At 57.4% G+C, this 21,550-nt stretch carries 27 protein-coding genes and 1 pseudogene; 19 read left to right on the top strand and 9 right to left on the bottom strand.

The window, feature by feature from the left end:
• Both JCM12296_RS46925 and JCM12296_RS46920 read right to left on the bottom strand, forming a co-directional pair.
• The coding region (locus tag JCM12296_RS46925; protein ID WP_157067298.1) for an FAD-dependent oxidoreductase at positions 1–749 on the bottom strand (749 nt) is incomplete at its 3' end.
• A gap of 29 nt (positions 750–778) precedes the next feature.
• Positions 779–1,333 (bottom strand): FAD-dependent oxidoreductase, encoded by a 555-nt coding sequence (locus tag JCM12296_RS46920; protein ID WP_172683728.1) that lies wholly within the window; start codon positions 1,331–1,333, stop codon positions 779–781.
• Positions 1,334–1,586: 253 nt separating this feature from the next.
• On the opposite strand from JCM12296_RS46920, the gene JCM12296_RS01895 reads away from it, so the two are divergent.
• The 12 genes from JCM12296_RS01895 to JCM12296_RS01860 all read left to right on the top strand — a co-directional run bounded on the left by JCM12296_RS01895 (position 1,587) and on the right by JCM12296_RS01860 (position 9,719).
• Positions 1,587–2,393, top strand: a complete 807-nt coding sequence (locus tag JCM12296_RS01895) for a DeoR/GlpR family transcriptional regulator (protein WP_054689205.1) — start codon at positions 1,587–1,589, stop codon at positions 2,391–2,393.
• Between the two features lie 290 nt (positions 2,394–2,683).
• Complete coding sequence (locus JCM12296_RS41195; RefSeq protein ID WP_218187931.1) at positions 2,684–2,860, top strand: hypothetical protein; 177 nt, start codon at positions 2,684–2,686, stop codon at positions 2,858–2,860.
• Entirely contained in the window at positions 2,857–3,273 is a 417-nt protein-coding gene (locus tag JCM12296_RS41190) for an ATP-binding cassette domain-containing protein (protein ID WP_218187930.1), read from the top strand. The genes JCM12296_RS41195 and JCM12296_RS41190 overlap by 4 nt, the downstream gene beginning before the upstream one ends.
• Entirely contained in the window at positions 3,204–3,806 is a 603-nt protein-coding gene (locus JCM12296_RS41185; RefSeq protein WP_218187929.1) for a P-loop NTPase family protein, read from the top strand. Before JCM12296_RS41190 ends, JCM12296_RS41185 begins: the two co-directional genes overlap by 70 nt.
• Positions 3,793–4,878, top strand: coding sequence for an ABC transporter ATP-binding protein (locus JCM12296_RS01885; protein WP_054689203.1), 1,086 nt, complete (start codon positions 3,793–3,795; stop codon positions 4,876–4,878). Before JCM12296_RS41185 ends, JCM12296_RS01885 begins: the two co-directional genes overlap by 14 nt.
• A 12-nt stretch (positions 4,879–4,890) precedes the next feature.
• Positions 4,891–5,775 carry a carbohydrate ABC transporter permease gene (locus tag JCM12296_RS01880; protein ID WP_054689201.1) on the top strand — a complete coding sequence of 295 codons (885 nt, stop codon included), beginning with the start codon at positions 4,891–4,893 and terminating at the stop codon, positions 5,773–5,775.
• Positions 5,772–6,569: a carbohydrate ABC transporter permease gene (locus JCM12296_RS01875; RefSeq protein WP_054689199.1), complete on the top strand. Its 798-nt coding sequence runs from the start codon at positions 5,772–5,774 to the stop codon at positions 6,567–6,569. Before JCM12296_RS01880 ends, JCM12296_RS01875 begins: the two co-directional genes overlap by 4 nt.
• Positions 6,570–6,579: 10 nt before the next feature.
• Positions 6,580–6,858, top strand: coding sequence for a DUF2160 domain-containing protein (locus JCM12296_RS01870; RefSeq protein WP_213183382.1), 279 nt, complete (start codon positions 6,580–6,582; stop codon positions 6,856–6,858).
• A 167-nt stretch (positions 6,859–7,025) separates the two neighbouring features.
• The gene (locus JCM12296_RS41180) at positions 7,026–7,508 is read left to right on the top strand and encodes a hypothetical protein (RefSeq protein WP_218187928.1); all 483 of its coding nucleotides are present in this window, start codon (positions 7,026–7,028) and stop codon (positions 7,506–7,508) included.
• Entirely contained in the window at positions 7,463–8,206 is a 744-nt protein-coding gene (locus JCM12296_RS41175) for a type 2 periplasmic-binding domain-containing protein (protein WP_218187927.1), read from the top strand. The genes JCM12296_RS41180 and JCM12296_RS41175 overlap by 46 nt, the downstream gene beginning before the upstream one ends.
• A 34-nt stretch (positions 8,207–8,240) precedes the next feature.
• Positions 8,241–8,768 carry a type 2 periplasmic-binding domain-containing protein gene (locus JCM12296_RS41170; protein ID WP_218187926.1) on the top strand — a complete coding sequence of 176 codons (528 nt, stop codon included), beginning with the start codon at positions 8,241–8,243 and terminating at the stop codon, positions 8,766–8,768.
• A gap of 144 nt (positions 8,769–8,912) precedes the next feature.
• Positions 8,913–9,719 carry a YkgJ family cysteine cluster protein gene (locus tag JCM12296_RS01860; RefSeq protein ID WP_054689197.1) on the top strand — a complete coding sequence of 269 codons (807 nt, stop codon included), beginning with the start codon at positions 8,913–8,915 and terminating at the stop codon, positions 9,717–9,719.
• Between the two features lie 109 nt (positions 9,720–9,828).
• Here the strand turns inward: JCM12296_RS01860 and JCM12296_RS48810 are convergent, their stop codons facing one another.
• A complete protein-coding gene (locus JCM12296_RS48810) occupies positions 9,829–10,434 on the bottom strand; it encodes a dihydrodipicolinate synthase family protein (protein WP_306303935.1) in 606 nt (201 codons plus the stop codon).
• 23 nt (positions 10,435–10,457) lie between these two features.
• The gene (locus JCM12296_RS48805; RefSeq protein WP_306303934.1) at positions 10,458–10,862 is read right to left on the bottom strand and encodes a dihydrodipicolinate synthase family protein; all 405 of its coding nucleotides are present in this window, start codon (positions 10,860–10,862) and stop codon (positions 10,458–10,460) included.
• A 383-nt stretch (positions 10,863–11,245) separates the two neighbouring features.
• Between JCM12296_RS48805 and JCM12296_RS01850 the strand changes: the two genes are divergently transcribed.
• The 7 genes and pseudogenes from JCM12296_RS01850 (at position 11,246) to JCM12296_RS01825 (ending at position 17,684) form a co-directional block, all read left to right on the top strand.
• Positions 11,246–11,869 (top strand): tetratricopeptide repeat protein, encoded by a 624-nt coding sequence (locus JCM12296_RS01850; RefSeq protein WP_172683727.1) that lies wholly within the window; start codon positions 11,246–11,248, stop codon positions 11,867–11,869.
• Between the two features lie 21 nt (positions 11,870–11,890).
• On the top strand, positions 11,891–12,292 hold the full coding sequence (locus JCM12296_RS37730; RefSeq protein WP_157067297.1) for a hypothetical protein: 402 nt from the start codon (positions 11,891–11,893) through the stop codon (positions 12,290–12,292).
• A gap of 79 nt (positions 12,293–12,371) precedes the next feature.
• On the top strand, positions 12,372–13,055 hold the full coding sequence (locus JCM12296_RS01845; protein WP_054689195.1) for a hypothetical protein: 684 nt from the start codon (positions 12,372–12,374) through the stop codon (positions 13,053–13,055).
• A gap of 334 nt (positions 13,056–13,389) precedes the next feature.
• Positions 13,390–14,703, top strand: coding sequence for a dissimilatory-type sulfite reductase subunit alpha (gene dsrA / locus JCM12296_RS01840; RefSeq protein ID WP_054689193.1), 1,314 nt, complete (start codon positions 13,390–13,392; stop codon positions 14,701–14,703).
• Positions 14,704–14,873: 170 nt separating this feature from the next.
• A complete protein-coding gene (dsrB, locus tag JCM12296_RS01835; protein WP_281491898.1) occupies positions 14,874–15,941 on the top strand; it encodes a dissimilatory-type sulfite reductase subunit beta in 1,068 nt (355 codons plus the stop codon).
• 2 nt (positions 15,942–15,943) lie between these two features.
• The gene (locus tag JCM12296_RS01830) at positions 15,944–16,183 is read left to right on the top strand and encodes a dissimilatory sulfite reductase D family protein (protein WP_054689191.1); all 240 of its coding nucleotides are present in this window, start codon (positions 15,944–15,946) and stop codon (positions 16,181–16,183) included.
• Between the two features lie 66 nt (positions 16,184–16,249).
• Positions 16,250–17,684, top strand: a pseudogene (locus JCM12296_RS01825) (cobyrinate a,c-diamide synthase).
• Positions 17,685–17,935: 251 nt separating this feature from the next.
• On the opposite strand, the gene JCM12296_RS01820 reads toward JCM12296_RS01825, so the two are convergent.
• The 5 genes from JCM12296_RS01820 to JCM12296_RS50030 all read right to left on the bottom strand — a co-directional run bounded on the left by JCM12296_RS01820 (position 17,936) and on the right by JCM12296_RS50030 (position 21,395).
• Complete coding sequence (locus tag JCM12296_RS01820) at positions 17,936–18,418, bottom strand: cytochrome c3 family protein (RefSeq protein WP_054689217.1); 483 nt, start codon at positions 18,416–18,418, stop codon at positions 17,936–17,938.
• Positions 18,419–18,615: 197 nt separating this feature from the next.
• Positions 18,616–20,247 (bottom strand): YcaO-like family protein, encoded by a 1,632-nt coding sequence (locus tag JCM12296_RS01815; protein WP_054689190.1) that lies wholly within the window; start codon positions 20,245–20,247, stop codon positions 18,616–18,618.
• Complete coding sequence (gene tatC / locus JCM12296_RS01810; RefSeq protein ID WP_054689216.1) at positions 20,247–21,011, bottom strand: twin-arginine translocase subunit TatC; 765 nt, start codon at positions 21,009–21,011, stop codon at positions 20,247–20,249. The genes JCM12296_RS01815 and tatC overlap by 1 nt, the downstream gene beginning before the upstream one ends.
• Before the next feature lie 11 nt (positions 21,012–21,022).
• Entirely contained in the window at positions 21,023–21,286 is a 264-nt protein-coding gene (locus tag JCM12296_RS01805; protein WP_054689188.1) for a hypothetical protein, read from the bottom strand.
• Between the two features lie 22 nt (positions 21,287–21,308).
• On the bottom strand, positions 21,309–21,395 hold the full coding sequence (locus JCM12296_RS50030; protein ID WP_246803915.1) for a twin-arginine translocase TatA/TatE family subunit: 87 nt from the start codon (positions 21,393–21,395) through the stop codon (positions 21,309–21,311).
• Positions 21,396–21,550: the final 155 nt, after the last annotated feature.

The raw sequence follows: 21,550 nt of genomic DNA, 5'->3' as shown, positions 1-21,550 counted from the left end.
CGGCTGCGTTGCCCCATCGCCAGCAGTCCCGGGTGCTGCCCCGCCTGGGCGAGCGTGGCGGCGATCTCCTCGAACACGCTGATGGGGACCATTTCACACTCGCAGAGGAGCAGATCGGACGGATCCTTTTTTTTAAACCACATCCTGGGCGTGAATCCAGGCTCCGTGTACCGGGCCGGATCCGACGGGGGCAGGGGGTCGATGGCCGTGCGGCACGGTGTGGGGTTGCCGATCCGTAGGCAAACCAAATCGGCGGCTTTTTCGGCCATCAGCCGATAGGTGGTGAGTTTGCCGCCGGTAATGCTGATGAAATTGTCCAGCCCGTCGGCTTCATGGTCCAGCAGCGAAAACCCCCGGCTCACCGCGCGGTCATCGGTCCCGCTGCCCGATCTGACCAAGGGGCGGACGCCGGCGTAGGCACGGATGAAGCGGGTGGTGGCCAGTTTGGGCACCATGGTCATCCCATCGCTGATCATGTCATCGATTTCCGCCGTGGTGGGCCGGCAGTGATCCGGGGCATCAATCCGTCTGGCGGTGGTTCCGAAAATGGAAACCGTTCCCGCCGGCACGAGAAGATCGGCATCCGCGGCCTTGCGCAGCCGGTTGATCACCCGTTCGCCCAGACGCATCTGGGTGATGATCAGGGTTCCCTGGGAATAGATCATGTCGATCCGGGCGCCGGCCATGGCCGCCACTTCACCGGCCCACGCCCCACTGGCATTGACGATCTGCTCGGCATGCACCCGCACTAGGCGACCGCTGATGGGGTCCTTGAGTCTTACGCTATGGATGCGGCGCCCTTTTTTTCAACGCCGACCATTTGGTGGTGCGCCAGGTAACGGGTTCCCAGGGACTGCGCCTGGGCAAGGTTGTCCAAGGAGAGCTTAAACGGATCGATGGATGCATCCGCCACGGCGTAAACGGCGATAACATCGGTTGAAAGGCACGGCTCCATCTCCAGGGCCGTCTTGGGATCGACCGCCGTGGCCACAATGCCGCATTGCCGGCAGCGGTTGGCGAAATCGGCGATGTAGGTTTCGTCGTCGCCCTTGATTCCCACGAAGAAACCGCCCGTATCTTCCACGCATTGGGGCGCGAGTCGTTTGATCAGCGCGCCTTCCCTGGCGCACTCACGGGCAGCGGCGGCATCCGAGGCAACATAGCGTGCACCGCTATGCAGCAGGCCATGATTGGCGCCAGAGGCGCCGGCATTGATATCTTTCTTGTCAACAAGAAGACAGTCGAGGCCGCGCAACGCCAGATCGCGGGCAAGGCCTGTACCGGTGACCCCCCCACCGATGATCAGCACCTGGGTTGTAAGCGTCTTGCCCATTGATCCCTCGGCGGCCTGGTCCAGATATCCCGCAATCCGTCGGGACAACATATTTTCGCTTGAGAAAATCCCTTGCGGATGGTACGCTGTTCAAGCATATTATCGGTTGATTCAGTTAGTTCTTGCTTGAAAAATACCACACGGCCGGGTGGTTGTCATCCAATAATTTTCGTTTTGGGTAACACCTGCTCAGCTATTTTCTATAACGAAAAATCGATTTTGCTCCGGTGGTGGCCCACCGCCAGGAATATCCATGCCGACCCCTTCCTCCCAAACCGACGCCAGCACAATCAGCAAGGCCGTACCGGTGCGCGAGCGCCACCAAAAAATAAGAAAGATTGTTCAATCCCAGGGGTTCGTCACGATCGACACCCTGGCCCAGACCTTTTCGGTAACCCCCCAGACCATCCGCCGCGACATCAACACCCTCAGCGAACAAGGCGTTTTGTATCGGTATCACGGCGGTGCGGCCAGCACCACGTCGACGGAAAATGTGGCCTATAACGAGCGCAAGGTGCTTTGTTTCCGGGAAAAGCAGAACATTGCGCAGCTCCTGGCCAAACACATCCCGGACAATGCGTCTTTATTCATCAATATCGGCACAACGACGGAAGCCATCGCCCGTGCGCTGGGCAACCACAAACGGTTGCGGGTAATCACCAACAACCTCAACGTGGCCTCGATTATGAGTGCGAACGATAACTTTGAGGTCATCGTGGCCGGAGGCTTGGTCCGCCACCGCGACCAGGGGATCATCGGCGAGGCGACCATCGATTTCATCAGCCAATTCAAGGTGGACTACGGCATTATCGGCATCAGCGGGATTGACTTGGATGGGACCCTCTTGGACTTCGACTATCGCGAGGTTCGTGCCGCCAGGGCCATCATCGACAACTCCCGCAAGATTTTCCTGGCCGCCGACCACACCAAGTTCGGCCGTAACGCCATGGTCCGATTGGGCAATATCGCCGAAATCGACGAACTGTTCACCGATCGCCAGCCCCCCGCCGGTCTCGCGGAAATCATCGCCGCCGCCGAGGTGACCCTCCACGTGGTCTGAAACCCATCAACATCCACTGTTTTCATAAATCATACGCCGCCGTACCCGCCTTCGATGGACCGAGGTGTTCCGCCCTGCCTGGTAAGGGTTGCCATCCCGGACGCATTTTTCGATTTGGAAAGTAATTGGTTTAATTTATATCGTTCTTGGGTCGACTAATTTTCCCTTGCGAAAACCCATCTTGGTTGTTAGGATTTAGTTCTTGATCAATCAATTTTTAATGAAGTTAATTCACTCTATTTCAATTTTGCAGTCACGCATCCATGCACCTGTCGAGGGGAGTTTCAAACATGGGGTTGACGCTCCAGTGTGTCACCAAAGTGGTGAGCGGCGAAACCCACCTTCGCGATATTGACCTCGCTTTTGAAACCGGTTCGCGCAATGTCCTTCTCGGCCGCACCCTGTCCGGTAAAACCTCCCTTTTACGCATCCTGGCCGGCTCGATCGCCCGACCCGCGGACGGTTGATCATCGACGGCCGGGACATGACCGGCGTCTCCGTGCGCAAACGCAGCGTCGCCATGGTGTACCAGCAGTTCATCAACTATCCTTCGCTTACGGTATACGACAATATTGCCTCACCGCTGAAAATCAGCGGGGTGCCCAAAAAAGAGCTTGACCGCCGGGTTCGCCAAACCGCCGAAATGCTCCACCTCGAAACGCTGCTCAACCGATTGCCGGCCGAGCTTTCCGGCGGTCAGCAGCAGCGCACGGCCATCGCCCGGGCACTGGTCAAGGAGGCCCGCCTGCTGCTGCTCGACGAGCCCTTGGTCAACCTCGATTACAAACTGCGCGAGGAACTCAGGCTGAATTGCAGGAGATCTTCCAGCGCCGGGAGGCCATCGTGGTCTACACCACCACCGAACCCTCAGAAGCCCTGATGCTCGGCGGCCAGGTTGCCGTGCTCGATGAGGGGCGGGTGCTTCAAACCGGTCCCACGGCAAAGGTCTACCAACACCCCGATCGTCTCAGGGTGGCCGAAGTGTTCAGCGACCCGCCGATCAATGCGTTGGACAGCCGGGTGGCCGATGGCGCGGCCCAAATGGGAGAGAACATCCCCATCCCCCTGACCGGCCATCTGGCCGGCTTGGCGCCAGGGAAGTATCACTTTGCCTTCCGTGCCAACCACCTTTGGCTTTCACGACAGGCCGCGGATGACATCGAAATCAACGGCATTGTCGAACTGGCCGAAATCAACGGCTCGGAAACCTTTATCTACGTCAATCACGGCGGGCGTTCATTCGTGGTTCAGCAAGATGGGGTCCATGCCATTGGCATGGGACAGCCGATCGCCATTTTCGTCAACCCCTGCCACCTATTCGCCTATGCTCCCGACGGACACCTGGTGACCGCCCCGTCGGATAACGCATCATGCAGCCAACCGGCAACGGGGGGTGTCCATGGCGCGCATTGAATTCGACCGGATCGCCCACGCTTACCAGCCGAACCCCGAAAGGCCGGCGGATTACGCCCTCAAGGAGATCAATACGGTGTGGCAGGACGGCGGGGCCTATGCCCTGCTCGGCCCCTCGGGTTGCGGCAAGACCACCCTGCTCAACGTGATTTCCGGACTGCTCCGGCCAAGCCGGGGACGGGTGCTTTACGACGGCCGGGAGGTGACGGCCCTGCCGCCCGAAAAACGCAACATCGCCCAGGTGTTTCAGTTCCCCGTGCTTTACGACACCATGAGCGTTTTCGACAATCTGGCCTTTCCGCTGAAAAACCGGGGCTACCGCCGGCAGGATGCCGAAGCACGGGTCCGCGAAGTGGCGGAGATGCTCGACCTGACCCCGGATCTGAACAGGAAGGCAGCGGGTCTGAGCGCCGATGCCAAGCAGAAGATCTCATTGGGACGCGGGTTGGTGCGCAGCGATGTGGCGGCGGTGCTGTTCGACGAGCCCCTGACCGTCATCGACCCGCACCTGAAATGGCATCTGCGGCGAAAACTCAAGGAGGTTCACGAACAACTGAAGCTGACCCTGATCTACGTCACCCACGATCAGGTCGAAGCCCTGACCTTTGCCGAGCAGGTGATGCTGATGGTCGACGGAGAAATCGTTCAGGTCGGCACACCGCAAACCCTGTTTGAAAACCCCACGCACAAATTTGTCGGCTATTTCATCGGCAGCCCGGGAATGAACTTTTTACCCTGCACCATTACGGGTGAAACGGCAACGGTGGGCCAAACGGCCATCGCGGTCTCCCCGCAAACCGCCTCGGCCGCGGCCACCCGTCCGGGCAAGCTCGAATTGGGCATCCGGCCCGTGCATTTGGAACTTCACGATCGCGCCATCGCGGGTGGCGTCCCCGCGACCATCAAAACGGTGGAAGATCAGGGCAGCTTCAAGGTCATCACCACCCGCTTCGAAGGATATACCGTCAACATCCGCATTCCTGAAGATCATCCGGTACCCGCCGGCCGTGCATGGCTGAGGTTTCCACCGGAGCACACCAAGTTGTTCGCCGACGAACGGTTGGTCGGGTAGGAGGACTCTCCCATGGAAAAATGGGAAGACAACAGAGCCTGGTTCCTGGTGCTGCCGGTGTTTGTGATTGTTGCCTTCAGCGCCATCATCCCGCTGATGACCGTGGTCAACTACTCCCTGCAGGATATTTTCGGCCCGGGAAACGCGGTGTTCGTCGGCACGGAATGGTACAAGGAGATGTTGACCGACAAACGCCTGCACGACGCCCTGGCGCGCCAATTTCTTTTTTCGGGACTGGTGCTGCTGATCGAGATTCCCCTGGGCATCCTGATCGCCCTGGCCATGCCCAAAAAAGGGTGGGGGGTGTCGGCCAGTCTCGTGATTCTGGCCATTCCGCTGCTGATTCCCTGGAACGTGATCGGCACCATCTGGATCATCTTCACCCGTCCGGACATCGGCCTTTTCGGCGTGGGGATCAACAGCCTCAACCTGCTTGATGTCCCCTTCGATCACACGGCCCGGCCCTCCTACGCCTGGATCACCCTGATGGCCATGGAGGTCTGGCACTGGACCCCGCTGGTGGCGCTGCTCTGCTATGCCGGCCTGCGCGCCATCCCCGAAGCCTACTACCAGGCCGCCAAAATCGATGGCGCCTCCAAGTGGGCGGTTTTTCTTTACATCCAGTTGCCCAAGATGCGTGGCGTGCTCACCATCGCCGTGTTGCTGCGCTGGATGGACAGTTTTCTCATCTATGCCGAACCCTTCGCCCTGACCGGCGGGGGACCGGGCAATTCGACCACGTTTCTTTCGATTTACCTGGTCAAGCTGGCCACCGGCCAGTTTGACCTGGGGCCGGCAGCCGCTTTTTCGCTGATCTATTTTCTCATCGTTCTTCTGTTCAGCTTCATTTTCTACCAGGCCCTCCTGAATGTCGGCAAAGGAGAAAAGGCATCATGAAGATCAAAACCGCCGCCCTGATTTTCTATTTCGTGCTGATCGCGATACCCATCTACTGGATGTTGAACATGTCCTTGCGCAGCAACGCGGACATCCTGAGTACTTTCGCCCTCTATCCGGAGAACCTGACGTTCAAGAATTATATCAAGGTCTTCACCGATCCGACCTGGTACTCGGGTTACATCAACGCCATGATTTATGTCAGTCTCAACACGATCATCTCCCTGGCCTTTGCCCTGCCGGCGGCGTATGCCTTCTCGCGCTATAAATTTCTCGGGGACGGGCAGATGTTTTTCTGGCTGTTGACCAACCGCATGGCCCCGCCAGCGGTTTTCCTGCTGCCCTATTTTCAGTTGTACTCCACCTTCGGGCTGATCGACACCCATATCGCCGTGGCCCTGGCCCACTGCCTGTTCAACGTTCCGCTGGCGGTGTGGATTCTGGAAGGGTTTATGTCCGGCATTCCCAAAGAGATTGACGAAACGGCCTTCATCGACGGGTATTCGTTTCCCCGCTTTTTCTTCACCCTGTTTTTGCCGTTGATCCGCGCCGGCGTGGGGGTGACGGCATTTTTCTGCTTCATGTTCAGCTGGGTCGAACTGCTTTTCGCCCGTACGCTGACCGTTACCGCGGCCAAACCCATCGTCGCCACCATGACCCGTACCATCAGTGCCACCGGCCTGGATTGGGGGCTTTTGGCCGCCAACGGCATTTTGACCATTGTGCCGGGCGCGCTGGTCATCTGGTTTGTGCGCAACCACCTGGCCAAGGGCTTTGCCCTGGGCCGTGTCTAGGGAGGGTCAGATGCGTTTGGATTGGATGTACTGGACAGTCCCGTCAGCGATCTTTTTTTCGGCTATCTTTCTGATGATTTGCGGCATGCTGGCCTGGGAGATCATTTCTCCGACCGTCGAACGTACCGGTTTCCTGAAAATACCGACCACGCGGGGCACCCGGTTTTTTATCGGGCTGTTGGGCACCGCCTACATTCACCTGGCCTGGATCGGCTTGAGCGACTGGAATCTGTGGTTTGCCATGCCGATCGCCGTGGCCTGGATCATCATCGTCATGCGCTGGGGATGATGCGCGGCATCCGTGGCGCCGTTTTCCGATTCATGTATCCGGCTCACCCTTGGCCGCGCGGGCAAGCCCTCCCGTGTTGTATCTCTTCGCTAACCCATGGGGCCTCGCCTTTAAGGGAAGGCGGGCTGCCCCTATCCCCCAACGAAGGCCAACAAAAGGAGGCACCGATGACACGTTTGATGAAAAAACGGATACCTGGAATATTGCTCCTGGGCGGCGTGGCAATGTTGCTGGTCACGCTGGCAACAGGTCCGGCGGCAGCCGACATGGCGGCGGCCAAGAAGTGGGTTGATGAGGAGTTCCAGCCATCGACCCTTTCCAAAAAAGAACAAATGAAAGAGATGGGGTGGTTCATCAAGGCGGCCAAACCCTTTGTGGGCATGAACATCAAGGTGGTCTCCGAAACCATTCCGACCCATGAATACGAAGCCAAGGTCCTGGCCAAGGCCTTTGAGGAAATCACCGGCATTAAGGTCTCCTTCGACCTGATCCAAGAAGGCGATGTTATCGAAAAACTACAGACCCAGTGGGCCTCGGGTGAGAACATCTACGATGCCTGGATCAACGACTCCGATTTAATCGGCACCCACGCCCGCTACGGTACGTGGTCCCCCTGTCTGATTTCATGGCCGGCGAGGGCAAGGCGGTGACCCTGCCGACCCTGGATGTGGACGACTTCATGGGAAAATCCTTTACCACCGGTCCGGACGGCAAGCTTTATCAACTACCCGACCAGCAATTTGCCAATCTCTACTGGTTTCGCTACGACTGGTTCAAGCGCGACGACTTCAAAAAGCAATTCAAGGAAATCTACGGCTATGAACTCGGGGTGCCCGTCAACTGGTCGGCCTACGAGGATATTGCCGAGTTTTTTACCGAGCATGTGCGCGAAATCAACGGCAAGGCCGTATTCGGGCATAATGACTACGGCAAAAAGGCGCCCGATCTGGGGTGGCGGTTTACCGACGCCTGGCTTTCCATGGCCGGGGCCGGCGACAAGGGCATCCCCAACGGAAAACCGGTGGATGAGTGGGGCATTCGCATGGAAGGCTGCCGTCCGGTGGGTGCTACCGTGGCCCGGGGCGGTGCGGCCAACGGCCCGGCGGCCAAGTATGCCCTGCGAAAATACATGGAATGGCTGAGAAAATATGCACCCCCGGGCAGCCTGGGGATGGACTTTTACACCTACCTACCGTTTTTGGCCAACGGCAGCGTGGCCCAGCAGATCTTCTGGTACACGGCCTTCGTCCCCAGCATGGTCGCACCCGGGCCCACGGTCAATGAAGACGGAACTCCCAAATGGCGCATGGCACCCTCACCCCACGGCCCTATTGGGAAGAAGGGATGAAGCTCGGCTACAGGATTGTGGTTCCTGGACCTTCATGAAGAGCACGCCCCTGGAACGTCGCAAGGCGGCCTGGCTGTTCGCCCAGTTCTGTGTGGCCAAAACCACCTCGCTGAAAAAGGCCCATGTGGGACTGACCCCCATCCGCGACAGCGACATTCGCGACAAATCCTTTACCGAGCGGGCACCCAAGCTGGGCGGCCTGGTGGAATTCTACCGTAGCCCGGCCCGCGTGGCCTGGACGCCCACCGGTGTCAATGTGCCCGATTATCCGAAGCTGGCGCAGTTATGGTGGCAGAACATCGGCGAGGCGGTCTCCGGCGAGGTGACGGTCGATACCGCCATGGATAACCTGGCCAATGAGATGGACAAGGTCATGGAACGGATCGCCCGTTCCGGAACCCAGGGCGAATGCGGGCCCAAGCTGAATCCCAAAAAAGAGGAGGCCTATTGGCTGAACCAACCCGGCGCACCCAAGGCCAAGCTGGCCAACGAGAAACCCAAGGGGGAAACCGTTGATTACGACAAGCTGATCCAGGCCTGGCGCGAGGGCCGCGTAAAATAATCCCAAGAACAACAAGAACAAAACGTTGATGTATTGAGGGGCCGACATGCCAAACCGTCGGCCCCTCAATATTGTTTGACATTGATACCGGCCTTCAGTAATTACGGCGCAACCAGTGCAACGCTCAGGAAAGGACCTTCCACCATGACCGACGCGGAAAAAACAGCCAGTATTTCACCGGTGCGCCTGGGGCTCAGCAGCCGGTTCCAATTTCAATGCCATCCCGGGGTGTCGTGCTTTACCCAGTGCTGCCGGGGGATTAACATCATTTTGACCCCGTTCGACATCATCCAGATGAAAAATCGGTTGGGCCTGCCGTCCAACGAATTCCTGGCCATTTATACCGAGCCTCATCTGCTGGAAAAAACAGATCTGCCCATGGTCACCCTCAAGCTGTTGGACGACGAGCGCAAATCCTGCCCTTTTGTCAAGGACAAGGAAGGCTGCATCATCTATGCTGACCGGCCGTCATCCTGCCGTTACTACCCCTTGGGGGTCGCCACCCTGCAGCACAAGGAGGGGGCCGACGATGACGGGTTCTTTTTTTTCGTCAACGAACCGCATTGCAAGGGGTTCGAGGAAGAGACCCAGTGGACCGTTGCCGAATGGCGAAAGGATCAAGGCGTTGACCTGCGCGATGAAGTCAACCGTGAATGGACCGACCTGGTGGTCCGCAAACGCTCCTTTCCCGGGAGTATCAAACTCACCGAGAAGGCCAAGCAGCTGTTTTTCATGGTGAGTTACGATATCGACAAGTTCAGGGCATTCGTCTTCGAAAGCTCTTTTCTGAAACGTTTTGATGTGGATGCGGCCATGCAGGAAAAAATCCGCACGGACGAAATCGAGTTGTTGAAATTCGGCATGGCATGGCTCAAGGGTGTTCTCTTCAAACAAACCACGCCCGAAGAACAGGCCGCTAATTTCGCCGAACGGCACAATCCCGAGGCGTGATCCAACGGACAGACACGCCACCACGGCTCAAGCCGCGCTTCATTTGAACGTCTAAAAAGCATCGCCCGTTCCGCAAGACGACCGGAACGGGCGATGCTTTTACCGTCTTCTAATATTCCTGATAATAAAGCTCTTCCAGGCGGCTGGCATCGCTTAGCCGAGCGTCTATGTCGATATTGAAAAAGCGGGCCAGGGGCTCGAACAGTTCCGGATTTTTCGTTTGAACGGTCCTGGCGATACCCACCACGACGTCCAGGCCGGCGCGGCTCATCTTTCCCAGGGGCGGCCGGCAGGGTCCCGACGGCATGCCGAGCAGCTGCATCAATGTTTTTATGGCCAGCGGATTACGCGCCCGGCAGACCGCCTCGCCATAAGGTGTTTTTTCCACCGTTTTTACGGTAACCAGGCCGAAGAGAGGCCGAAGGCCCGCCAGGAGGGCCTCGGCCGCTGCGGTCTCCCTGGCGGCCAAAAGGGTGACCAAATCGACCATGGCCTTGGGAACGATATTGGAGATTACCGAAATCACACCGGCGGCGGCGATCTGCGGGTCGGTCATCATCTCGAAGGTCAGGCTGTCGTCGCCGGATAGAATCGTGTAGTCGGGCCCGCAACAGGCCCGCGTCCGACGCATGTTGTTCAAATCGCCGGTGGCCTCTTTGACCGTGTTCACATTGGGAAATGTTTTGAAAAGGATCGCCAGGTCCTCGGGAAGCAACTGGGCCCCCGTACGTCCGGGGATCACATAGGGAATGATGGACAGATCGGGATAGCCGCCGCCACCTTGGCGACATACTCCTTGCGGATCTCCATGGAGCTGGGACCATTGTAATAGGGATCCACCAGCAGCACGCCATCCACGCCCGCGTCCAGCGCATGGCCGGTTGCCGACAAGGCCTCCTTGGTGTTGTTGCTTCCCGCACCGGCGATGCACAGGCAGTTGCCCTCGGCTTTCTGGGCATACAACTGCACCACCCGGTGATGCTCCTCCCACCCCAGGGTGGGACTCTCGCCGGTCGTCCCGACGGCCAGAATGCCGGTAATGCCGTTTTGAATCTGAAAATCCGCCAGCCGGGCAAGTCCAACTTCATCGACCGCCTCGCCGGCAAAAGGGGTCACCATCGCGGTATAACACACTGGCTTCATGCTACCTCCCGAAAAATTCAACTTGTCTGAAAAATTAAAAGAAAAGGGGTGTGTGACGATCAGGACCGGAAGCTGCGCTTGCGATACCGGGGTTTGGCAGCAGCGGCACACGATCCAATGGCGCCTGATCTGGCAAAATCCCCGAAAATCTCCGGTTTCATGGCAGTGTTTCCTGTGGATGGGTGAGGGCGTCGCTGGGGCGGAAACCAGATCCGGCCGCAGGGCGCTTCAGTTTCACTGAAACACTAAGAAAGTTGGGATCTTATGTCAAGGGAAAAGCGCCATTTGGACGATTATTTTGCTTGACAGTGGCCGTTCCGCCACGTTACCCAGGTTCTTTTATCGCCATCCCGGCAACGCTTCACCATAAAGAGGATCCGATCATGGAAAAAGCTAAGAACGTGGAAGAGTATATTTCCAGGCAGAAAGACGCCATCGCCACCAACCCCGAGTGCGGCAACTCCCATTACAATCTTGCCGTCGCGCTGCTTGGGCAGGGAAAGGTCGAGCAGGCCGAACAATCTTTGGCAATGTCCATTGAATGTAGCCCGGGCCTGGCCGAGGCATATGTCCAGATGGGCGGCATCTGCCTCAAGCGGGGTGATGTTGAGGGCTGCCTGGATTGGAACCGCCGGGCAGTCAGGGTCAAACCCGGTTTTTCCGAAGGATGGGGCAACATTGGCTTTGTCATGCTGCAGCGCGGTGAGGTGGAAGAGGCCATCAATGCCCTGGAAAAGGCGACGATGTTCAACTTTCGTTTTATCCAGGCCTTCGCCACCCTGGCCAATGCCTACCTGATGAACGGTCAGATCAAGGAAAGCATCGAGACCAACCTCAAAGCCCTGAAGCTGGCGCCGGATTTTGCCGTGGCGCACAACAACCTGGCCATTGCCTACCTTGAAGACGGGCAGCCCGCACTTGCCCTCGAACACGCCGACAAGGCCGCTCAGTTGGGCTACGACGTCGCGCCGGAAATCCTCAAGGAGCTTGAGCCGTTTCGCAAATAGATTCGGGTGCCGCCAAAACATATGCCCAAACTCGCCTACTATCTTGCTTCAACGGACAACCCCATCGGCAGCGATCATCCGCTGTGGCGATCTGCGCTGCCCGAGGGCCGGTTGACCGGCAAGTCGCGACCGTCTGCTTCGGCGATTACCTACGAAGACTATTTCGGAGCCGTTGCAGCGTTTTGCCTTTCAAACCATGCGGCGCGACTTCGGCAGGCGGCGACCGCGTGCCTGGAACGGCCGGTCGATGGCGAAGCGCTTGGCGACATCTCGATTTTTCTGGAAAAACACGGCGCTTTTTACCATCTGCACGCCTTTGCGTCAGTGTTTCCGGTCAAACGCTCTCCTTCGTCGTCAACGTGGCTGTCTCGGCACAGGGTCAAAAGGCCCTGCCCCGGGAAGTACAGGCCCTCGGTTGGCTGAACGAACAGCGGCCCTTTGGCTGGGTTCCGGAGGTGTACGCTGCCGGCACCATTCGACTAACCGATGGCAGGTGCTATCCATGTTTCTGGGCAGCTGGTTCGAGGGGTACCATGAATTCCACCTGACGCAATCAGCGGCGGTCGACGCTTCGATGACCACCGTTATCTGGGACGGCGCTTCCGAACCGAACCGGCTTTCCGATCATCAGGCTGGCCAGCTGTATCAAAACGCGGCCATGATTCTCACCGCCTGCTACGATCCGGTCACCTCACGCCATATTTTTCCCTGGCACCATGCCGCTGGTGATTTCGTGGTGCGGCCGGATGGAGACCGGGTTTCCGTTCGCCTGATCACGGTTCGCGACACCGTTCCCCTTGTCGATCTCTCCGAAGAGACGCTTAGCGAGGTGGCCATGCTGGAGGCACTGGTCCTCTTCTTCCTGCACCTGAGCCTGCGCATGCGCCTGGATCGGTTGGACGGCGTGGGCAAGGTGGTCTGGGCTCCGGATGCATGCATGGCCCCCATGGTCGCCGGGTTTTTCCAGGGGCTCGATCTAACCGCGCAAATGAGCGGCTTTCCCGAAACCTTTCCCAGCTTTTTTCGCGGCTATTTCAACAATTTTTCAACCAGCGATCTGTTGCGCACCTCGCGGCAATTGACCGAAACCACCTATTTTTCCGCCAGTGAGGAACGACAGGTCATCGACCGCCATCTGGATGCCCATGTGACCCTCCTCCGCCGGCTGATGGTCGATTCGGGCTGATCGGTCCCTCGATCCGCCGCGTGGTTGTTCAAATCGTAAAAAACACCACATAAAGATGTTGTCATGAGCAAGTTCCCAACATTTTGTGGGAAAAGCCCAGATCGGCACCATCAAGGGCTTAACTCCGCGAAACCATGCTTTTTTATTGACAAAGGCGGATATTAATTCTATACCTGCTCCTTGCATATTTACTGAAGAAAACCGCGTGATTGCGACAATCCCGTTAAAATATAGCGAAAAAATTCGAGAGGAGGTGACCCTTATCCCCCTGTCCGGGGGCCGTCTCGTTTCTATTGGCAGGTCGGTTTAATATCAATCCAAATGGAGGTAAACGATGGCAAAGCATGCAACCCCTTTGTTGGACCAGCTTGAGTCTGGACCGTGGCCAAGCTTCGTGTCAGATCTGAAGCAGGAAGCCGCAAGCCGGGCCAAGAACCCGAACAATGTTGAATTTCAGGTCAACCAGGACTGCGTGGAAGACATTCTGGGCGTTCTGGAGCTTTCCTACAAACATGGCCGGACCCACTGGAAACACGGCGGTATCGTGGGCGTTTTTGGTTATGGCGGTGGTGTTATCGGTCGTTACTGTGACCAGCCCGAAATGTTCCCCGGCGTGGCCCACTTTCATACCATGCGCATCAACCAGCCCGGCGGCAAATATTACACCACCGAGTTTCTGAAAAAGCTGTGCGACCTGTGGGAATTCCGCGGTTCCGGCGTCACCAACATGCACGGCTCCACCGGTGACATCATCTTCATCGGTACCTCCACGCCTCAGCTGGAAGAGATTTTTTATGAACTGACCCACAACTTCAACCAGGATCTCGGCGGCTCCGGCTCCAACCTGCGGACCCCCTCTGATTGTGTCGGGTCTTCCCGCTGTGAATATGCCTGCTACGACACCCAGGCCATCTGCTACGCCCTGACCCAGGAATATCAGGACGAGCTGCACCGCCCGGCCTTCCCCTACAAGTTCAAGTTCAAGTTTGACGGCTGCCCCAACTGCTGCGTGGCCTCCATCGCCCGTTCCGACCTTTCTTTTGTCGGTACCTGGAAAGATGACATCAAAATCGACCAGGAAGCCGTTGCCGGTTATGTCGGCGGCGAGTTCGCACCCAATGCCGGTGCCCACAGCGGCCGCGACTGGGGCAAATTCGACATCCAAAAAGAAGTTGTCGGCCTGTGCCCCACGGGCTGCATGAAGTACGAAGACGGCAAACTGGCCATCAATAACAAAGAGTGCACCCGCTGCATGCACTGCATCAACGTCATGCCGCGTGCCCTGCACATCGGTGATGACCGCGGTCTCTCCATGTTGGCCGGCGCCAAGGCCCCGATTCTCGACGGTGCCCAGATGGGCTCCCTGCTCGTGCCCTTCATCAAAGCCGAAGAACCCTATGACGAAATCAAGGAAATCATCGAAGCCGTCTGGGATTGGTGGATGGAAGAAGGCAAAAACCGTGAGCGTCTCGGTGAACTGATCAAACGTCAGGGATTCCAGAAGCTGCTGGAAGCCACCAATATCAAACCGGTGCCCCAGCATGTTCAGGAACCGCGTCACAACCCCTACATCTTCTGGAAAGAAGAGGAGGTTGAAGGCGGCTGGCAGCGTGACATCAACGAGTTCAGAAAATATCACCAGAGATAGAGGGGAGGATACACCATGGCATTTATTTCTTCAGGATACAATCCCGACAAACCGATGGAAAACCGGATCACCGACATCGGTCCGCAAAAATACGATTTGTTCTACCCGCCGGTTATTGCCAAGAACAAGGCAAATGGCTGTATCACGAAATCATCAAACCCGGCGTGCTGGTGCATGTGGCCGAAAGCGGCGACGAATGCTACACCGTGCGCGTCGGTGGTGCCCGCCTGATGACCGTGACCCACATCCGCGAGATCTGTGAAATCGCCGACAAGCATTGCGACGGCCACCTGCGCTTCACCACCCGCAACAATATCGAGTTCATGGTCGACAGCAAGGACAAAGTCGAGCCCCTGATCCAGGACCTGGAAAGCCGCAAGTTTGACGGCGGCAGCTTCAAGTTCCCCGTGGGCGGCACCGGTGCCGGCGTTACCAACATCATCCACACCCAGGGTTGGATCCACTGCCACACCCCGGCCACGGATGCCTCCGGACCGGTTAAGGCCACCATGGACGTGCTGTTTGATGACTTCAAAGATCATCGCCTGCCGGCCCAGTTGCGTGTCTCCCTGGCCTGCTGCCTGAACATGTGCGGCGCCGTGCACTGCTCCGATATCGCCATCCTCGGCTATCACCGCAAACCGCCGATCATCGATAACGAATATCTGGACAAAATGTGCGAAATTCCCCTGGCCATTGCCGCCTGCCCCACGGCCGCCATCAAACCGGCCAAGGTCACCGTTGGCGACAAAGAACTGAAATCCGTTGCCATCAATCAGGACCGCTGCATGTTCTGCGGTAACTGCTACACCATGTGCCCCTCGCTCCCCCTGGCCGACCAGGAAGGTGACGGTATCGTCATCATGGTGGGTGGCAAGGTTTCCAACCGTATCAGCATGCCCAAATTCTCCAAGGTCGTCGTGGCCTTTATCCCCAATGAGCCTCCGCGTTGGGGAAAAACCACAGACACCATCAAGCGGATCGTCGAAGCCTACTCCGCTGGCGCCAACAAGTACGAGCGCTTGGGTGACTGGGCCGAGAGAATCGGCTGGGAGCGTTTCTTCGAAAAACTGAACTTGAATTTACCCATCATCTCATCGATGATTTCCGTGATCCCGCCTACTACACCTGGCGCCAGACCACGCAGTTCAAGTTCTAATCGATCTCGGTTTGATATAAACCAATCTGTGCAGGGGGAGGCCATGCGCCCCCCCTGCCATCTTTCGAAAAGAGGTTAACCATGGAATACGAAGAGGCAAAAAAGCTGATCGTAGAACAACTGACCAAAAAACTCAAAACCAAGAGCAAATTCTACTTCAATGATCTGGCCGGTATTCTGGGGATGAAACCCCGCGAAGCCAAGAAGATCGTCAACAAGCTGGTTGAGGAGAGTGTTTTGGAATACTGGTCTTCGGGCAGCACGTCCATGTATGGCCTGCCCGGAACGGGCAAGCAGGCCGCCGCCGAGCACGAAGACTAAAAAAGATACGATTTTCCGCGACGGCATGATGGATCTGCCGGACTGCTATCGTCAAGTGCACGTCAATTGAAACAGGCTCCAGAAAACCAGCACTCTCAGGCTACCCCGGGAGTCGTCGTTGCTGCGTTACGCGGTGGATCGGGGAAGACGATTTTCTCGGTTGGCATCATTGCCGCACTGAGGCGTCTGGGAAAAGCCATCGCACCGTTCAAAAAAGGCCCGGATTATATCGATGCCGGCTGGCTTGCCCTGGCAGCCGGCCGGCCTTGCTATAACCTGGATTCCTTCCTTATCGACCCCGACACCCTTCTGGCGTCCTACCTCACCCACACGCAAACCGCCGATTTTGCACTAATTGAAGGAAATCGGGGGCTTTATGACTGCATCAACACCGAAGGAAAAACCAGTACCGCCGAACTGGCCAAGCTCCTGGGGCTGCCGGTAATTCTCTGTATCGATGCCACCAAGACCACACGGACCATGGCCGCCGTGGTGGGCGGAATCACTGCCTTCGATCCGGATGTCCGCATCGGTGGCGTCGTGCTCAATCGCGTGGCCGGTGAGCGCCACCGGGGAATTCTCACGCGCAGCATCGAGGAGTATACTGGTATTCCCGTCCTTGGTGCCGTACCCAAGCTGAGGGAACAACGTTTCCCCGAACGTCACATGGGCTTGGTGCCAACCCCCGAGCACAGCTGGGCCAAACCGGCCATCGATGCCATCCAGGAGGTCGCCGAGGCGCATCTGGATCTCAAGCGCATCCTCCAACTCGCCGAAACAGCATCTCCCCTTGGCGACCTTGCCGCCGCCAAAAGCGCCGAGACATCAGCGCCTTCCGGAAATCGCCCCGTGATAGGCATCCTTCGTGACGCCGCTTTTCAGTTTTACTACCCGGAAAACCTGGAGGCCTTGGAAGCGGCCGGCGCAAGGCTGGTATTTACCAGCCCCTTGACGGCGGCGCACCTTCCTCCCCTGGATGCCCTTTACATTGGGGGCGGTTCGGAACCACGCCCGCGCGCTGGAAGCCAATGTCTCCTTTAAAACCGAACTGCGCGCCCTCGCCGAACAGGGACTGCCCATCTACGCTGAATGCGGCGGCCTCATGTACCTGGGTGAGCGCCTTGTACTGGCGGAGGGAGCGTTCGAGATGACCGGTGTCCTGCCTGCGGTATTCGGCTTTTCCAAGCGTCCCCAGGGTCACGGCTACACCATCGTTCAGGTGGATCGGCCGAACCCGTTCTATGCGCCGGGCAGTACATTGTTGGGCCATGAATTTCACTACTCCAGCGTCAAGGCTTGGCATGGCAGTGCCGAGCAGCTGGCCTTTCGCATGGAGCGGGGAACTGGTGTCCTGGATGGACGCGACGGCGTCTGTCATAAGAATGTTCTTGCCACTTATACGCACATTCATGCCCTGGGAACACCCTCTTGGGCCACCGCACTTGTCAGTAAGGCCTTGGCTTTCAAGGCTATTCGCGGTAAGGTTGCCGGAAATAAATAATTCTCCCAGATCGCGCCGGATTTGGGGTCGCCTACAAGGCGCCGCCACCGGTGCATATCGGGAATATGTGCCGGTGGCGGCAACGCGGTAGACGGGCACAAAGACAAGCAGGATGGAGGAATTATTTATTTCCGGCAACCTAAGACCCGATAACCGTTTTCATCCTTTGTTTTCTTCTGCTCAATGCCAAAAGGGCCGTGTTGCCAAGCAACGCGGCCCTTTTGGCTTACGGATATGTTTGGGTCAAATGGCTATTTGGTTTTCGGATGACATTTGGCGCAAGTGGTTGGCGCTGTCGTATCGGGATTTTTCTTTTTAACGGCCTTGTGACAGGCAATGCAGTTCTCGTGAATGGCTTCGGCGTGATACTCCAGCTCCTTGGCCTTGAACTCTTTTTTGGAAACCTTTTTCTCGCGCATCTCTTTCTTCAACTCGCCGGGTATTTGTCCGGGAATCTTATGGCATTCCATGCACCCCTTGACATCGTCACCCATCTTCAGGTTGTTCAGCGGCTTGCCGTTGGCATCATGATGGCATTCCCCGCAACCGATCTTGTACTCCTCATTGTGCTTTTTATGCGAGAATTCCACAATGCCTTTTTTGTGTGCACTGTAGGCCTTGTGGTCCATCTTGATAACATCATCTACCTTTGTGGCTGCACCACTGGTACCGGCAGTAAAAAACAGAGCCACACCCACCGCCATCATGAGAACAAAAATGCTTGGCTTGGTCATGATCACCCCTCTCCTCTTTGATGAAAATTTGGTTGAACCCCGAAAGTCTTCCGCACTCAAGCTCTATCAAGCCGGGGAGCCACTGTCAATGAGAATCAGGCCCGCTTATTTTTTATGAATTTTAAGATAGTTATTAAATAGTCGCGGGCTGATTCGGGAGAACTGATCAAAATCGGCGAGCATCTCGAAACCCGGAATCAGGCTTTTACGACCGGTATGCCCATGTCTTGACGCGTGATATCCACATAAATGGGAGAAAAGCCGTTGGCCCGGAGCGTTTCCTCCACAATCAACAGGTCCATCTCCGGACTGTCGGTGGAAAAGTTCGGCAGGGATTCATATTGCAACCAGGGCAGGTCCGCAAGGCCGGGTGCCGAAGGCGGGCCGTCCGGGTAGGGGTAGGGCGTTTCCGTCAGGGCCGACAATACCGCACGCCGCCCGTCCAGGTTCGCGCCGCCGCCTTTGGCCACACGGCCGTCCGGGTGCGTGACAAAACAGGTGCAGCAGGGGATGCCAAAGACCGGACTGATGTCCTGGAACTGCAGGTGAACACCCCGTGCCCGGTAATCCTCCAGCAAGGCACGCAGCTGCTCGTCTTCGCTCCATACGTTGAAACAGCGAGAGGGATGGAAGGGGTTTACCGCTTCATTGTCTCTCTCGAGCAGTTCGTAAAGTGCACTCAGGCGAGCCTCCGCCATGGTGTTTCCCGAGGCCAGCCCGGTCGAGCCCAATCCGGAGAAGAGCGCACGCTCATCCAGATTGCAGAATAAAAACACGCATTGGGCCGGAACCCAGATGGCCTGCATGCGGCCCTCCGCGGTTCGCTGCTCTCCCTCGATCCAGTAGAGCGGCTCCCCCTGGTAAGGCACTTCCAGCCTCAACCGATTGGGATCGAGAACGGGCAACCCCTCGGCCTGAAGGGCCGCGCGGGAACCATGGCGGAGCGGATGGGATCGGCGGGTTCCCACAACGCCGTCCGTATCCACGCTGGCAAAGGACGCGCAGCGCTCCACCACCTCCATCAAACAGGAGGCCCTGGCCGCCTCGAGGGAGAGACCACGGCCATAGGCGGTCTGCGTACTGGCCAGGGTGTAGTTCAGCACGCCGCTGTTGATTTTGTGATTGAAGCGCCATTTGCGCAGCAAGGCATACAGGCTCAGTGAGGACTGGTGACGCATCTCCGGCCCATCGAACAGGTCCAAAGGCGTTAGCGCCGCCTGGGCCCGTGCAATGGTTTCCGCCAAAGGCGGACGCGGGCTCCCGGCGGTACGCCCGTTTTGCGGAAAACAGCGCCGGATCACCGATTTTAAGTGGGCGGCTTCCGAAAAGGGCGGATCGCCGCCGTCGACGCCTTTTACAGGAAATGCCAGCCCGACTTGTGCCGGCGGCGGGAGGGGGCGGTGCCGGGCGATGTTGGCCTGAAACCGTTCGGCCCATTGTCGATGGCAATCTTGATCGGGAAGCATTCGGGATCGCAGAAACACCAATGGCGTGTGTTGCCCCAGCGTCTGGGCCGTGCGTCGCTTGACACGCCGTCTCAAGTCGCTCAGATGGGGATACAGCGTGGCAGCCTCCATTACCAGCGCCCGCAGCAACAGGTCATTCGGTGGGGCCTGGATCAGCATGGCCTCGGCCTCGGCACGGTCCATCTTACCGATCCGTTCGATCAGATAGGCCTGCATGAAACTGTCATTGGGGTGCCGGCGCTGGTAAGCCAGTCCATCCTCCAGGAATTTCGGCGGATGGGGAACGGCTGCAAAAAAACCGGTGCTGGCGGCGGTTGCTTTGAGGGTTAACCGGTAGTGTAAGCAAGTGACGGGAGATGGCATCAATCACCGACCGGCTCGGCCTCTTCCGGCGTTGCCGTCTTTGGCTTTCCGAAAATCCGGGCACCGAGAATGCTGATTTCGTAAAGTACCATCAGCGGACCGGCCATCATCGCTTGGGTGACAACGTCCGGCGGCGTCAGAATCGCGGCCACCACGAAGAATAGCAAAATGGCATATTTGCGGTTTTTCTTGAGAAAATCAACCGAAACGATTCCCAATCGCGCCAGGAAGGTAATGACCAGGGGCAACTCAAAAACCAGCCCAAACGCCAATAACAGCTTGGCTGAAAATCCCAGGTATTCCTTCATGGACGGCATGGGGCGGATCGTTTCCGTGGCAAAACCCAGAAAAAATTGGAACCCAAAGGGAAACACGATGAAATACCCGAACAGGGCGCCGCCCACGAAAAAGACCGAAGATAGAAAAACGATGGGCAACAGCAGCTTCTTTTCGCGCGCGTAAAGGCCCGGGGCCACGAACATCCAGAACTGGTAGATGATCACCGGCGAGGCCAACATCAATCCGCCCAGAAAAGAAACCTTCAGGAAGGTGAAGAAGGCCTCGGGAAGCCCCGTGTATATCAAGGTGTCACCCTGCTTCATCACCGTGATCAGGGGGTGTGTCAGAATCTGAAACAGCTTCTCTTTGAAGCCATAGCAGACAACAAAACCGACGCCCACGGCAATGAAACTGATAATCAACCGCCGCCGCAGCTCTTCCAAATGGGCGGTGAAAGGGATCTTGTCGTCCGTATCGTTGTCCAGCGAAGCCACAGTTATCCCTCTTTGCGCGGAGTTGAATCGGAGAAAGCGGGCTCGGCGGGCATGTCTAGGCCAGCCGATGAGGACGTTTGGGGTGTCGGGGAGACAGGGTTTTCATCCTCGGGGCCGTCATCGACCGCCATTGCCTTGGCTTCCGGGGATGGGGGAACAGCTTCCTGATCTTCCTGCCCCGATGGTTCTTCGGGGGGTTGATTAAGGTCATCAAAGGCGGTTTTCACCTCTTTGAGTTCCGTGTCGAACTGGATACTATCTTTCAAGTCACTGGTCGCTTTTTTGAATTCACCCAGGGCCTTGCCCAGATCGTGCCAAGTCCGGCAATTTTTTAGGGCCGATGACGATCAAGGCCACGGCCAGGATCAGTAACATTTCCGGCATTCCAATACCGAACATGCTTCACTCCTTTGGGTGCGCGTAAATGGTGCTGCTCACGAAGACCGAAACACTACTGATTTTACCAGGGGGTGTCAAGCCAGGACCACCGCAGGCAGCTATTCTCGGTCAAAATAGAGCCATCCGTCAAT

The sequence above is a fragment of the Desulfosarcina cetonica JCM 12296 genome (assembly GCF_001311845.1).
GTDB classification, from domain to species: domain Bacteria; phylum Desulfobacterota; class Desulfobacteria; order Desulfobacterales; family Desulfosarcinaceae; genus Desulfosarcina; species Desulfosarcina cetonica.
Note: the sequence above shows the minus strand (reverse complement) of the source record. Positions and strands in the feature narration are given on the sequence as shown.